The sequence below is a fragment of the Streptomyces spongiicola genome, assembly GCF_003122365.1.
GTDB lineage: Bacteria > Actinomycetota > Actinomycetes > Streptomycetales > Streptomycetaceae > Streptomyces > Streptomyces spongiicola.
The window spans coordinates 6488889-6503698 of sequence record NZ_CP029254.1 but is presented as its reverse complement, the minus strand read 5'-3'; the positions used below and the strand labels follow the sequence as shown (position 1 = coordinate 6503698).

9 protein-coding genes are annotated in these 14810 nt (G+C 72.1%); 8 read left to right on the top strand and 1 reads right to left on the bottom strand.

What is annotated here, in order from left to right; translation table 11 throughout:
• Window positions 1-39: 39 nt before the first annotated feature.
• A complete protein-coding gene (gene eccCa / locus DDQ41_RS28235) occupies window positions 40-4221 on the bottom strand; it encodes a type VII secretion protein EccCa (RefSeq protein ID WP_262508602.1) in 4182 nt (1393 codons plus the stop codon).
• 769 nt (window positions 4222-4990) lie between these two features.
• Between eccCa and eccD the strand changes: the two genes are divergently transcribed.
• From eccD to DDQ41_RS28185, 8 genes are all read left to right on the top strand, one after another.
• Window positions 4991-6397: a type VII secretion integral membrane protein EccD gene (eccD, locus tag DDQ41_RS28220; protein WP_109296996.1), complete on the top strand. Its 1407-nt coding sequence runs from the start codon at window positions 4991-4993 to the stop codon at window positions 6395-6397.
• Window positions 6398-6561: 164 nt separating this feature from the next.
• Entirely contained in the window at window positions 6562-8160 is a 1599-nt protein-coding gene (gene eccB / locus DDQ41_RS28215) for a type VII secretion protein EccB (protein WP_109296995.1), read from the top strand.
• A 502-nt stretch (window positions 8161-8662) separates the two neighbouring features.
• On the top strand, window positions 8663-8998 hold the full coding sequence (locus DDQ41_RS28210) for a hypothetical protein (protein WP_109296994.1): 336 nt from the start codon (window positions 8663-8665) through the stop codon (window positions 8996-8998).
• Between the two features lie 85 nt (window positions 8999-9083).
• Complete coding sequence (locus DDQ41_RS28205) at window positions 9084-9392, top strand: WXG100 family type VII secretion target (protein ID WP_109296993.1); 309 nt, start codon at window positions 9084-9086, stop codon at window positions 9390-9392.
• 242 nt (window positions 9393-9634) lie between these two features.
• A complete protein-coding gene (locus DDQ41_RS28200) occupies window positions 9635-10099 on the top strand; it encodes a type VII secretion system-associated protein (protein ID WP_109296992.1) in 465 nt (154 codons plus the stop codon).
• A 141-nt stretch (window positions 10100-10240) separates the two neighbouring features.
• Window positions 10241-13699 carry an AAWKG family protein gene (locus tag DDQ41_RS28195; protein WP_109296991.1) on the top strand — a complete coding sequence of 1153 codons (3459 nt, stop codon included), beginning with the start codon at window positions 10241-10243 and terminating at the stop codon, window positions 13697-13699.
• A 177-nt stretch (window positions 13700-13876) separates the two neighbouring features.
• Window positions 13877-14329 carry a YbaB/EbfC family nucleoid-associated protein gene (locus tag DDQ41_RS28190; RefSeq protein WP_109296990.1) on the top strand — a complete coding sequence of 151 codons (453 nt, stop codon included), beginning with the start codon at window positions 13877-13879 and terminating at the stop codon, window positions 14327-14329.
• Window positions 14330-14331: 2 nt separating this feature from the next.
• On the top strand, window positions 14332-14727 hold the full coding sequence (locus DDQ41_RS28185; RefSeq protein ID WP_109296989.1) for a hypothetical protein: 396 nt from the start codon (window positions 14332-14334) through the stop codon (window positions 14725-14727).
• Window positions 14728-14810 lie beyond the last annotated feature (83 nt).

Here is a 14810-nt window from a genome sequence, read left to right as displayed (position 1 = left end):
CCCGCCCGCTCCGCCCCGCCGGACCCACCCCGGGCCCGCTCAGCTCCCCTGCTCCTGGTTCTCCTCCACCAGCGCCGTCTGGAACAGCCGCGCCCGGCGGCGGGCGATGTGGAGTGCCCGGCCCGGGGGCAGGCTGAGGGGCTTGGTGTCGCCGAAGAGGCGGCCCTCGGTGGGCGGGCAGGAGAGGAGTACGGCGGGGTTGTTGGCCTCGTCGAGCCGGCGGATCAGTGCGTCGCCGAGGGCGCGGCCGGCGCCCAGCGCGGTGCGCGCGACGACGAGGTGCAGGCCCACCTCGAAGCCGAGGGTCAGATGCTCGAAGAGCGGCTCGAACGGGCTCTGGAAGGAACCGCCGGAGACCATGTCGTAGTCGTCGACCAGGACGAACAGACGGGGGCCGGTCCACCAGTCGCACCGGCGCATGCGGGCGGGGGCGATCTCCGCGCCCGGGACGCGGCCCTTCATCGCCCGCGCCGCTCCGTCGACGGTCTCCCCGAGCTTGTCGAGGGAGATGACGTGCCCGATGCGGTACTCCTCCGGAATGGCGTCCACCAGGGTGCGGCGGTAGTCCACCGCGATGATCTTCGCCTCGTTCGGGGTGTAGCGGTCGGTGACGGCCCGGGTGACGCGGCGCAGCAGGTTGGTCTTGCCGCTCTCCGCGTCGCCGACCACGATCAGGTGCGGGGTGCGGCTGAAGTCGTGCCAGACCGGTTCCAGGGCTTCCTGGTCGATACCGAGTGGGAAGCGCATGCCCCCGCCCTCGGTCGGCTCGGGTGCGGGGAGTTCGGCGAGCGGGAGCCGGTGCGGGAGCATCCGGACCTGCGGGGCGGCCGGGCCGGACCAGTGCCGGGAGATCTCGGCGACCAGATGGGCGACTCCGTCGCCGAGGTCGTCGAGAGAGCCGCTGCCGTCCAGGCGGGGCAGGCCGGCGAGGAAGTGCATCCTGCTGTCGGCGGTGATGCCCCGGCCGCCGCTGCGCGGCACCGAGCGGGCCTTGCGGGTGTCGATCTCGGAGTCCATCGGGTCGCCCATCCGCAGCTCCAGGCGGGTGGCGGACTGGTCGCGGACCTGGGCGGACAGTTCCACCCAGCGGGTGGTGGTGACGAGCAGATGGATCCCGTAGTTGAGGCCGCGGGCGGCGAGTTCGTTGAACTTCGGAACCAGCTCGTCGTAGTCCTGGCGGACCGTGGACCAGCCGTCGACCACCATGAACACGTCGCCGAAGGGCTCGTCGGGGAACTCCCCGGCCGCCCTGCGCCGACGGTAGGACTGCATGGAGTCGAGGGTGTGGTCCACGAAGAACTGCTCGCGGCGGGCGAGGAGCCCCATCACCTCGGCGACGGCCCGGTGCACCCGCTCCGGGTTGAGGCGCGCGGCGACGCCGCCGACATGGGGAAGCCCGGCCAGCTGGGAGAGGCCGCCGCCGCCGAAGTCCAGGCAGTAGAACTGGACCTCCTCGGGGGTGTGGGTGAGGGCGAGGGCGGCGATCAGTGTCCGGGTCAGGGTGGACTTGCCGCTCTGCGACCCGCCGGCGACGGCGATGTGGCCGCCCGCGCCTGAGAGGTCCACGACGAGCGGGTCGCGGCGCTGCTCGAAGGGCTTGTCCACCAGGCCGACGGGGACCCGCAGTCTGCCGTTCCCGGGCCAGCCGGCGGCGGTGAGGCCGCGCTCGGGGTCGGGGGCCGTGCCGGGCAGCAGTGCGTCCAGCGGGGACGGTTCTTCCAGCGGCGGCAGCCACACCTGGTGGGCGGCGGGACCGGAGTCCCGCAACCGTTCCAGGGCCACCTCGAGCAGGGTCTCCTCGTCACCGTTCTCCTCGCCCTCCGACTCCGGCTCCGGTGAGGGGTCGAGCGCGCGCGGCACCACCCAGCCGCTGGAGAACGGCACCACCTGGCCGGCCACCCGGGCCTGCACCACGGCGCCGGTGCGGCGCCGGTAGGCGCCCGAGGAGTACGCGGCGCGGAACCGGGTCAGCGACTCCACACCGGACTTCAGATAGCCGCTGCCGGGCTGCGCCGGGAGCTCGTAGGCGTCCGGTACGCCGAGGACTCCCCGGCTCTCCATGGCGGAGAAGGTGCGCAGGCCGATGCGGTACGACAGATGGCTCTCCAGCTGGTGCATACGGCCCTCGTCGAGGCGCTGGGAGGCGAGCAGCAGATGGACCCCGAGGGAGCGTCCCAGGCGGCCGATCATCACGAATAGCTCCATGAACTCCCGGTGCGCGGACAGCAGTTCACTGAACTCGTCGACGACCACGAACAGGCTCGGCAGCGGGGTGAGTTCCGCGCCGGCGGCGCGGGCCCGCTCGTATTCCTGGGCCGAGGTGTAGTTCCCGCGGGCGCGCAGCAGTTCCTGGCGCCGTATGAGTTCGCCGTGCAGGGCGTCCTGCATGCGTTCCACCAGGGCGGCCTCGTCGGCGAGGTTGGTGATGACGGCGGAGGTGTGCGGAAGCTCCTCCAGACCGAGGAAGGTGGCGCCGCCCTTGAAGTCGACCAGGACGAAGTTGAGGGTCTCGGAGGAGTTGGTGAGGGCGAGGCCGAGGACGAGGGTGCGCAGGAGTTCGCTCTTGCCGGAGCCGGTGGCGCCGATGAGCATGCCGTGCGGGCCCATGCCTCCCTGTGCGGACTCCTTGATGTCGAGTTCCACCGGGCGGCCGTCGGCGCCGACCGCGATCGGAACCCGCAGCCGGGCTGCCCCGGTGTGCCGGGCGAAGAGTGCGGCCGGTTCGTGGCGGTGCAGGTCGGGGATGCCGAGCAGGGCGGTCAGTTCGACATCGGAGTCCAGCGGCTGCGCGATGTCGGTGCCCAGGCCCATCCGGCGCGGTGTGAGCAGCCGGGCCAGTGACTCGGCGCCGAGCCTGCCGAGCCGGTCCGGTCGGCCGAGCGGCACCGAGCGCTCCTTGCGGCTGCGGTCGGTACGCACCAGGCTCACCCGGTCCTCCCCCACGGACAGCCGCAGCGTGTTGCGGCCGGGGCGCCAGCGCAGCGCGCCGGAGACGTCGAGGACCACGGCGTTGCGGTAGCCGTGCCCCTCCCAGCGGTGGCCCTCGGGGACGTTGACCCCGTCCAGGACCACGACGGTGTACGGCTCGTCGCGGCCGGGGCGGGCGTCCGGGTCGAAGCCGGGGCGCTCGGCGAACTCCGCGCCGAGCAGGTCGTCCAGCTCGGTCGGGTCGGCGGTGATCCGGCGGACCCGGCCCGCGCCGTCCTCCTCGTACGGATGCAGCGTGTGCGGCAGCCACTTGGCCCACTCCCAGTCGGGCCGCCGCTCGTCGCTCACGCAGAGCGCGAGCCAGAGTTCCTCGGGCGCGTGGAACACCGCGAGCTGGCCGAGGGCGGCCCGCACCAGGGCGCGGACCGGGTCGGCGCCGGGTTCGCCGGCCGGGTCGGCACCCCCGCCGCCGCCCCGTGCGGACGACGGGGCGCCGGGCCCCGGGTGCCCGGACGACCCGGACGACCCGGAGGAGGAACCGGACGACCCGGAGGACCCGGAGGAGGTACCGGACGACCCGGAGGACCCGGAGGACCCGGGAGGCCCGTCGGGCTCCTCCCCCGGGGCCTCCTCGGCGCGCAGCAGGATCCGGGCCGAGGACCGCAGATAGAGACCGAGCGGCTGGTCGGGAATCGTGGAGTAGGCGCGGACGAAGCGGCGCAGCGCGTGTGCGCAGAGCGGTTCGAGGTCCTCCACCGGGCGGGTGGAGACCGGGTTCAGGGTGAGCGCGAGCTGCTGCTCGCCGACCGCGAGGCGGATCTCGCCGAAGTCCTCGTCGTCGGGGCGGCGTTCCCACAGCCGCGAGGTGCGGGCCAGTGCGCGGAGCGAGGCGGGCTCCGGGTGGCGCCAGGCGAGCGCCCGCTGCTGCTCCGCGATGGTGGCGCGCACCCGCTTGCGGGTCTGCGCCAGATAGCGCAGGTAGTCGCGGCGTTCGCCCTTCAGACGCTGCTTGCGCTCGCTGGCACGGCGCATCAGCTGCCCGAACAGCATGGCCGCGGCGGAGAGCGCCATGACGCCCATCGCCAGGTACATGAAGACGCCGTTCCCACCGCCGGGGCGCAGGAACATCAGCATCATCGACACCGACATCAGCGCCATCGGCAGATAGGTCCAGATCGCCGAGGTGTCGGGCACCGTCTCGGCGAGGACGGGTGGCTCCTGGAGGGTCAACTGCCCTTCGGGCATCTCCGGTCCGCGCCTGCGGGCCGGTCGGCGAAACAGCACCACGCTCAAGGAACAGAACCTCCGGAATCACTGGTTTCCCTGCTTGCACCGGATCCCCACGCAGACGGTGGGAGCAGGACCCACCGCGCCGCTCTCCGGGTGCCGCACCGCACCGGGCGCCGCTCTCCGGGTGCCCTACGGCATCCGGCTGCTTCCGGGTGCCGCACGGTGCGGTGGACACCCGGTGGATGGTCCCGGGGGTTTCCGGGGACGGTGAACTCCCCCGGCTCTGATCCGACAGCGGACGGGGAGGCCCGGTCCGCGGCGCGAACCGATCGGGGCAGGCAGTAGTCTGCATTCACGGAACGCGAACTGTCCATGTGGGCCCGCTGGTTGACGGTTGGGGCGGATGTCCGCGGACCTCCCGCTCGGAGCGGCACCACCCCCGTGGTCTTCGCACCGCCCCTTCCGGGACGCCCTTCCGCCAAAACCCCCGAGCCCCCCGAGCCCCTCCCAGCCCCCAGTCATGCCGAGACCCTGCCGGGGACCTGCGCGGTCCCGCCGCAGTCCCGCCGCAGTCCCGCCGCGGTCCCGCCGCGGTCCCGCCAAGCCTTCACCAGCCTTCACAAGAACCCACGAGCCCCCACAAGCCCCCGCAAGCCCTGCGACCTGCCGAAGTCCCCACGGAAGACGAGAGTTCAGCTGGTGACGCACTGACAGCAGTTGGAGGTGGACGCCGGTCCACCCCGGCGGCGAACCGGCTTTCCCCGCCCTGCTCCGCAGCAGCTTCGTTCCCCTCCCCCGGCTGAAGCCGAGGGCATCCACGAAGGAGAACCCGATGACCGACAGCGCGGTGGCCGGTCTGTGCCGCCTGACCGTACGTGCGCCGAACATGTCGGTCGACCTGGCCGTCCCCGCCGACGTACCGGTCGCCGATCTCCTGCCCACGCTGCTGCGCTACGTCGGCGAGGAGGCCGAGGAGTCCGGACTCGACCATGCCGGCTGGGTGCTGCAACGGCTGGGCGACCCGCCGCTCGACGAGGAGGCCACCCTCACCGGTGCCGGGCTCTTCGACGGCGCCGTGCTCTATCTGCGGCCGCACACCGAGGCTCTGCCCGAGGCACGGCTCGACGACCTGGTGGACGGGATAGCCGAAACCGCGGGCAACCGGCTGCGTACCTGGAGCCCCGGGGCATCCCGCGGGCTCCTGGTGGGCACCGCGGCCGCGGCCGCGGTGACCGCCGTCGCGCTGGTGGCCGGACCCTGGGCGGCTGGTTCCGGCTCCTTCCGGGCCGGCTGCGCGGCCCTGGCCGGGCTGCTGCTGCTGGCGGGCGCGGGCTCGGCCAGCAGGGCGGTCGGCGAGCGCCTCTCCGCGACGGCGCTCGGTCTGCTGGTGGCGCCCTGCCTGGCACTGGCCGGCTGGCTGCTGCCGGGCGGTGACCCGCTCGGCCCGGACGCGGCGCGGGTGGTGGGCGCCCGACTGGTCGCGGCGGGCGCGGCCGGGGCGGGTGGCGCGGTCCTCGCGCTGGCCGCCACGGCGGTCGGCGGCCCGGCCCTGCTGGCCACCGCGGTGGTCTCGGCGGCGGCTGCGGTCACCGGGGCCCTGATCGGCTACTGCGGCCTGGCCGCACCGGCGGCGTCCGCGCTGGTGGCGACGGTGATCGTGCTCACCGCCGGCACGGTCGCACCGCTCGCCTTCAAACTGGCCGGGATGCGGATGCCTCCGCTGCCGTCCTCGGCGGGCCAGCTCCAGGAGGGGATCGAGCCGTACGCGGGCGAGGAGGTCGCCGAGCGCACCGAGCTGGCGGGGCGCTGGGTGACCGCGCTGTTCTCCGCCACCGGCACCGTCGGTGCGGCCGCCCTGGTCGTCCTCACAGCGGACCCGGACCTTCCCGAGGTGCTGACCGCCCTCGCTCTGAGTCTGCTGCTGCTCCTGCACAGCCGCGGCCTGGTGCACATCGGGCAGCGGATGTCGCTGGCCGTACCCGGCGTCTGGGGGCTGCTGCTGCTCTCCCGCGCCTGGGCCGCGCACGGCCACGGAGAGGGGCGGGTGGCGGTGTTCGCGGTGCTGCTCGCCGCCGCGGCCGGGCTGGTGATCGCCGCCTGGACGGTACCCGGCCGGCGGCTGCTGCCGTACTGGGGCCGTGCGGCGGAGTTGGCGCACACCGGCTTCGCCGTGGCGCTGCTGCCGCTCGCCCTGTGGGTGGCGGGTCTCTTCGGCTGGCTGCGCGGCCTCTTCGGCTGAGCACCCAAGCCGCACGCCGTACGCCTTGTACGCCCCGCACCGCACGCCACAGACACCCCGTACGCCCCGCACCGCACGCCACAGACACCGCGCACACCACGTACGCCCCGCACACCCCGTACGCCACGTACACCCAGAATTCGAGTACCACGTGAGGAGAGGCCGTGCAGTCCAAGCGCGACCAGGTGCACGCCCACGGATTCATGATGGGCAGGCTCAGTTCGGGCCTGCTGACGGCCGACCCGGACGCCCCGGAGAGCCCGCTCGGGCGCACCACCCGAGGCACGGTCTTCGGCGTGCTGGCCACCCTGCTGATCGGCGCGGGCGCCACCGTCTACGGCCTGCTGAACCCCGGCGGGAACGACGGCTGGCGGGACGGGAAGCATCTGGTGGTCAACCGCGACACCGGCGCCCGGTACCTGTGGACCGGCACCGACGGCGTACTCCACCCGGTGCGCAACTACGTCTCGGCGCGGCTGGTCGGCGGCTCCGACCTGGCCACCGAGGACGTCCGCACCGCCTCGCTGCGGGACGTCCCGGTGGGCTCCGCGATCGGCGTCCCCGGCGCCCCGGACGCCCTGCCCGAACCGGGCCGACTCGACGGCGGGGCGTGGCACATGTGCGTCACGGGCCCCGAGGGCGCGCTGCCCGACACCTCGGGCCCCGCGGCCGGCACCGGAGTGGACGAGCCGGGAACCACCACCCTGGTGGCCGGGGCGCCACTGGAGTCCCGGGGCGTCGGCGGCGACCGGGCCGTGCTGGTGCGCGGCCCGAACGGTGCCGAGTACCTGGTGTGGCGGGGCAGCAGGCTGCCGCTGGACGAGGACTCCGACGCCCGCAACGCCCTGGGCTACGGCTCCCGGCAGCCGATAGCGGTCTCCGCGGCCTTCCTCGACGCGCTGGCACCCGGCCCCGCCCTGGAGCCTCCCCCGGTCCCGGGGCGAGGTGGGCGGGGCCCCGCGCTCGGCGGCCAAGCCAGCCGGATCGGCCAGCTGTTCGAGGTACGTGTGCCCGGCGGCGACAGCACGTACCACCTGCTGCGCGAGGACGGCCTGGTGCCGCTGACCCGGCTCGGCGCAGCCCTGGTGCTGGGCGACCCCGCCACCCAGAAGCACGCCTACCGGGGCCGGTCACCCGAGGTCCGCGCGGTCGGCGCGGACGCGCTGCGCGAGCACGGGGTGGCGGACACTGGCGCCGCCAAGTCCCCCGAACTGCCGGACGAACCGCCGGTACCGCAGTCCGTGCCGCGCGGCACCGCGCTCTGCGCGCAGGTGGACGGCGACGACGGCGGCGCGACGATCGGCACGGTGCTGGCCCCGCTGACCGGGCTCGCCCCGCTCGCGGTGCCGGAGGGCACCCCGGGGCCGATGGAGCCGGCCTGCGCGCCGGTGGACGCCACGGTGGTGCGGCCCGGCCGCGGAGCCCTGGTCCGCGCCCTGCACGCGAGCGGCTCCGCGCACGCCGCGACCACCTACCTGGTGGCGGAGAACGGCGTGAAGTACCGGGTCTCCGCCAAGGAATCGCTGGAGGCCCTCGGCTACGGAGCCGGGGACATCGCCTCCGTCCCGGCTCCGCTGCTGGCCGCCCTCCCGACCGGCGCGGACCTGGACCGGGCCGCAGCGACCGGCGCCGCTGAGCCCAGGGTCACCGCTCCCGACTGCCGGGCCGCCGGGCCGCCGGAGAAGAGCGGGACCGTGGGCGGGACGGCCGGGTCGGGAGCGTCGGGGGCGTCGGGCGCGGCGCGCAACACCGCGCAGGACTGACCCCGCCCGAAGGTCCGGGCCGCGGGCGAAGGTCCGGGCCGCGGGCGAAGGTCCGGGCCGCGGGCGAAGGTCCGGGCCGCGGGCGACGCCGCACCCCCTGCACCGGGGGTTTCCACCCGGGGGAGACTTCAGGCCGAATTCGGCACCGTTCCGCAAGGAGAAGGCCGCAACATCCCGGCACGACACGAGCAAAAGCTCAGAGGAAGCTCAAATAGCAGCGCCCGGGGTCACCGGAAAAGCCGGACGGTTCGCCCGCATTGCCGGAATGAAGGCCACCTGGATTTCGCTTCCGCGACCCTGCGCACCCCTGCGCCACCAGCGCCGTGACACTGTGCAGACCGCCGGTGCACGGCCCGTACGCAAGGCGAACTAACCTGTTTCGCAAGCAGGTTGACGCATACTCAGTGATGCCGTGAATGTGCCTGACGGCGTTGCGCCTGACCGAGGAAGCTCATTAGCCTCAGCGGCGCGAGAAGACTCGCCGCAACGAAGGGAATGCGACATGGCGAACACTGGCTCGAGAAAAGCGGACTACGCCAAGGGCCTGGAGGGCGTCTCCTCCCTGGAGACGGCCCGGGGCCAGGTCGAGAAGACCCGGAACAACGTCGCCGAGACCGCCGCACGTTCGGGCGTCGGCGGCGACGAGGGCCAGGCCCTGCAGAGGCTCTTCCGCAGCTGGGACAACGAGGCGCAGCGGGTCGTCGTCCAGATCTCCAAGATGGTCGACGCGCTCCAGGACAACATGACCTCCGCCGACCGCCTGGCCAAGGAGAACCAGGACCTCACCGAGGTCCTCACCGGCAAGACCAGCCAGGGCGTCTTCGAAGCACTGCGCTGACCACCACGGCTCCGGTCTCCCCTCCAGAGGCCGCGGCCGTGTCAGACCGCCGGGCCGGACGCCCGGCTTCCCGAGAGGAGATGCCATGGCCGACGGCATCATCGATGTCCAGTACGCCAAGGTCCGCCACGCCATCGAGGAGTTGAAGGACCAGACCCAGACGATCATCGCCACGCTCAACAGCCTCGAGGACCAGCTGAAGCCGCTCATCGCCTCCTGGGAGGGCGCGGACCAGGAGATGTACCGCCAGGTGCAGGCCGAGTGGAACCAGGCCACCAGGACCATGGCCGCGCTCCTCGGCGACAACAGCCGGCTGGTCCAGAGCATCCACGACAACCACGCCCGGGACGAGCACATGAGCGCCGACAACTGGGGCAGTGTGCGGCCGCGTTAGCGCATGGCGGGTGGCGTCCGCTCCGCCGCGGCGCGACCCGGCTGCCGCGGCACTGGCCCTGACCGGAGCACACCACCCGGCGCCCCGGTCCGGCGTCACCGGCCGGTCCCCCGCGCCGGACCGCGCCCCGCCGGACACACCGGCCCGGCTCACCGCGGCGGCCGCGTACGGTCGCGGGGGCGCCGTGCCGGGACCCACCCGAAGTACCCCTGTCCGAGCAGCAGACCGCAGGAGGACGTCCCATGGCCCAGGGAGAGGCCGACGTCAGGCATTTCGACCTCAAGCAGATGGAGCGCTTCCGGGACGGCGAGGTGCAACCGGTGCACGCCGCCGCGAAGAAGCACCACACGGAGGGCGTCGAGGGCATCCGTCCACTCGGCCATCTGCTGGACGGCCACATCACCGCGGAGAACCTGGACCAGAAGCAGCAGATCCTGCACATCGGCAGGATGGTCATCGAGGACCTCGTCTCGGGCCCCAAGCTGATCGAGGACGTCCGCACCGCGGCCGAAGCCCTCGACAAGCTGCTGGGCGACCAGGTGGACCTCTTCAAGGAGCTGATGGCGGCGCTCACCGAGACCATCGAGAAGGCCGCCGAGACCAAGGAGAACAACCTGGACGCGATCGACGCGCAAACGCTGCTCCAGACGCTGGAGGACGTCGACGCGCTCCTCACCGGCGCACCGGACGACACCCCCCGAACCTGAGCCGCGGGAGCCGCAGGGCGCGGGCCGGTCTCCGGACCCGGGCCCAGGCCGAGGCCCGGACAACCGTGGACACACCCGCCGGACACCGCATCGGATGACGGTCGCCGGCACCGCAGACAGACGACCAGAAAGGGCGCCCCGGTGGTCGATCGGTACGATCCCAACTCCGCGGACCACGTCGGCAGATACGACGGCGCAGGCGGCGCCTCGACCGACGTCTGGGGCGGTCTGGTCACCCACCTCACCGGGTATCCGGTCCCTGACCGCAGCACCGTCTTCGACACCCTCCGCTCGGACAACGGCGGCAGGCTGTTCCGGGGCGACATCAAGGAACGCGGGCTGAGGGATCTGGTCGAAGACCCCTCCGGCTTCCTGAGGGACGCCGGCCAGGACTACGACATCTGGTTCCTGGACAGCGGCGAGCCGTTCAAGATCATGCAGGCGCGGATCGTTTTCGAGGGCCGTGTCAAGACGGAGAACGGCGACATCCTCTTCGCGGACCCGGGCTCCGACAACGTCGAGAGCGCGCAGGTACGCGAGGGCAACGAGTTCAAGGACGCGCACGGCGACCAGTTCAGCACCATCCCGCTCAGCCGGTATATGAACGGGCCGCGGACGGCGCTCATCGCCCTGCGCAACGGCAGCACGCAGGGAGTCGGCTTCAGCAACCTCGGCGTGCCCGACGCCGACGCCGTGAACCTGGACTCCTTCGACACCACGTCGGACTCCTTCGACTTCGCCGCCAAGTTCTTCAGGGACACCGCGAAGGTGCTCACGGACTGGGAGGAACGCTTCGGACGGGACGACGCGAGCTGGCAGGGCGAGTCCGCGGAGATCTTCCGCAGCCTGCTGCGGAAGATCAGGGAGAACTACGACAACTACAACGAGTCCTTCGACTCCACACCCGGGTCGGGCGACGACATCGGTACCGGACGCACGGTGTACTCGCGGGCCCTGTCCCTGGCCCGCCGGTATCTGGAGGGCACGGCCGACGATCTACTGGACGCCTGGTTCACGTGGGCGAAATCCCCGTTCTACGACCCGCACCAGGTTCTGCGCTACGTACTGGACGAACTCGGCCGGTGGGTCTACGAGAACAACATCACCAAGACGGACATCTACGGGGAGAGAGACTACGACGTACCCCGTTACAGCAGGATCGGCGCCAGGCCGCAGCCCGGCTTCTCCCAGGTGCACCCCGAGTACGGCGATCTCGCCGACTGGGCGAACTGGGCGAAGGTCGGCGACAAGGCCGTCAGCATCTGGACCCAGGGAGTCGACGAGTGGCTGGGCAAGCCCGCCGCCCGGATCCAGGCGCAGCTGAACAACCGCTTCATCGACCTGGGCCCGGACTTCACCGGCAACCTGCCCCAGCCGAAATCCACCACCGGGGTCGGGGAGGAGTACCAGGCGAAGCAGCTCGAGGAGCAGCAGGAGGAGTACGAGCGCCAGCAGCAGGAGCAGCGTGAGTACCAGGATCAACTCCGCCAGGAACAGGAAGAGCAGCGCCAAGAACAGCTCCGGTACCAGGACGAGCTGCGCCAGGAACAGGAGCAGCAACGTGAGGAAGACCAGGCGTACCAGGAGGAGCTGCGCCAGGAACAGGAGCAGCAGCTCCAGGAAGACCGTGCGTACCAGGAGGAGCTGCGCCGGCAGCAGGAACAGCAACTCGAGGAAGACCGCGCGGCGGTGGAGGAGAACCTCGGCAGCCTCGGCGATCCGAACGCGGTCGGCGAGCAGCTTCTCGACGGCCTCGACGGGATACCGAACCCCGGCGACGTCGTCACCGAGTCCCCCGGCGGGCTCGGCGACCTCGGCGACCTCGGCGACCTGAACGGCGCATCTCCCGACAGCGGCGGTGAGCAACTGTCCGCGGACATCCTGTCCCCGCTCCCCCAGGCCCTCGGCGGCCCGGGCATGCTCAGTACCGGGACGGGCGGGTCCGTCCGAAACCCGACCGGGGGTACGACCCGGCTGGACGGCGGAACGGTCGCCGTCGACTTCCCGGACGGCAGCCACACCGCCTTCGACCCGGACACCGGCCTCCTCACCACCACCCAACCCGACGGAACCACCCAGACCACCGACCTCACCCACGGCGCAACCATCACCAACCCCGACGGCTCCACCACCACCCTCGACAACGGCCTCCTCACCACCACCTACCCCGACGGAACCACCCAGACCATCGACCCCACCACCGGCCAGACCACCACCACCCAACCCGACGGAACCACCACCACAACCAACCTCGGCACCCTCACCGACCTCATCGGAGACCCGGGCAGCCTGAACACCCCCACCGGCGGCCACATCTCGGTCGACGACGGCGACTTCACCACCACCTACCCCGACGGCAGCCACACCGCCTTCGACCCCGACACCGGCCTCCTCACCACCACCCAACCCGACGGAACCACCCAGACCACCGACCTCACCCACGGCGCAACCATCACCAACCCCGACGGCTCCACCACCACCCTCGACAACGGCCTCCTCACCACCACCTACCCCGACGGAACCACCCAGACCATCGACCCCACCACCGGCCAGACCACCACCACCCAACCCGACGGAACCACCACCACAGCCAACCTCGGAAACCTCACCGACCTCATCGGAGACCCGGGCATCCTCAACACCCCCACCGGCGGCCACATCTCGGTCGACGACGGCGACTTCACCACCACCTACCCCGACGGCAGCCACACCGCCTTCGACCCGGACACCGGCCTCCTCACCACCACCCAACCCGACGGAACCACCCAGACCACCGACCTCACCCACGGCGCAACCATCACCAACCCCGACGGCTCCACCACCACCCTCGACAACGGCCTCCTCACCACCACCTACCCCGACGGAACCACCCAGACCATCGACCCCACCACCGGCCAGACCACCACCACCCAACCCGACGGAACCACCACCACAACCAACCTCGGCACCCTCACCGACCTCATCCCAGACCTGACCACCGGCGACCGCTGGAGCGACAGTTCGTTCCTCTCCCGGGAACTGGGTTCAATGGGCGGGGCCGCCTCCTCCGTGGGGGACGTGCCGCTGTCCGTGCCGGGGCCCGGCACAGGCATGAGTCCCACGGAGACCGGAGCCCTTCTGCCGTCCGGGGTGGGGCCCCTTCCTTCCCACACCGTCGATGCGACCGAGGCCTCCCCGCTGTCGGGCGTCTCCCAGCCCATGGTCGACCCACTCGCCACCGGCACCGGCACCGGCACCGGCACCGGCACGTCGGGTATGCCCATGGGGGGCATGCCGATGGGAGGAATGCCCATGGGAGGCATGGGCCAGGGCGGTGAGAAGGGCAACGGCGAACGGGTGCGCGCCGTGCTGATGGACTCGCTTGAGGAGAGCGAGCGCCGCAACCGCCGGCGACGCGGCCCCTGGAACGGCAAAGCAGACGAGGACACCTTCCTGGCCCCGGCAACGCGGGTTTCGACCGCCAGCGGCGGCTCCCGCCAGGAGGACACGGAGCCGGGCGGCAGCACCACCCGCTCCACCGGCTCCGCCGGCTATCTGGAGGAGGACGCCGACGTCTGGGGCACCGAAGAGGGCGGAACTCCCGCCGTGATCGGTCGGTGACCACCGCAGCGATGAGGCATGATCGTGCCGGACACCGAAAGTCGTCCGGCTCTACAACTACCGCCGGACGCCTACCGTTTCGGGACGTGCCGGACACCGACGAGGCCCCCGCGGGGATCGGACGCGCGGATCGTGGCCGCACGTCATGAGAGAGCAACACGGAAGGACGGAACGGGCGTGACGGAACCTCTGGAAAAGCGCCTGGAGCGGGCGATGGCCGAACTCCAGGCTGCCCAGGAGGCGGTCGCACGCACCGAACGGGAGCTGCGGCAGGCGTCGTTCGCCGTACTGTCGTCGGACCGCGCGGTCCGGGCCACGGTGGGCCCGCAGGGGGAGCTGACGGGGATCGATTTCCTGGAGGACAAGTACCGCGCCATGTCCCCCCAGGAGCTCGCCGCCAGTGTCCTGGAGGCGGCGAACGCGGCTCGCCTGAAGATGAATCGCCATGTGATGAAGGCGATGGCCCCGTTCACCGAGCCGAGCAGCGACGTGCCGGAGCTCAAGGGCTTCGAGCTGGACTGGGAGCGCATCTTCGGCCCCGGGGTACTCGAGGGCGACGACGAACCGGCCCGCCCCGACCGGACCGCCGGCACCTGGCGCGACGCACTCGGCGAGGACGGGGAGGACTGACGGTGTCGGAGCGCTACTACGCCGATCCGCAGCGGATCGAGTCCCTGGCGGGACAGCTGGAGGAGATCGGCGCCATGGCCAAGGCCATCACCGAGGAGTTCGTCGACGAGCTGGCCCCCACCGTCCGCTGGCCCGGAACCCAGGGTGAGTTCGCGGCGAGCGCCGGGCCGCAGGAGCAGAAGGAGCGACAGGCCGCCAAGGACACCATGCTGGCCATCCGCGACGCGCTCGTGGCCATCACGGACGCCACCGTCAGCCAGGTCAGGCTGATGCAGGGCACCCGCGACCACAACATCGAGGAGATCGAGCGCAGCGGGAGCCGAATCGACACCGACGGCCTGGGCAGCGACCCCGCCACGGGCGGCGACGGCGTCACGGGCGGGCATGTCCGCCACTGACCCCCGTACCGCCGGCATCGGCCGCTCCCTGCCGGGAGCGGCGGTCCCGGCCCGCCCGCACGACCCGCGGGACGGCACACGGG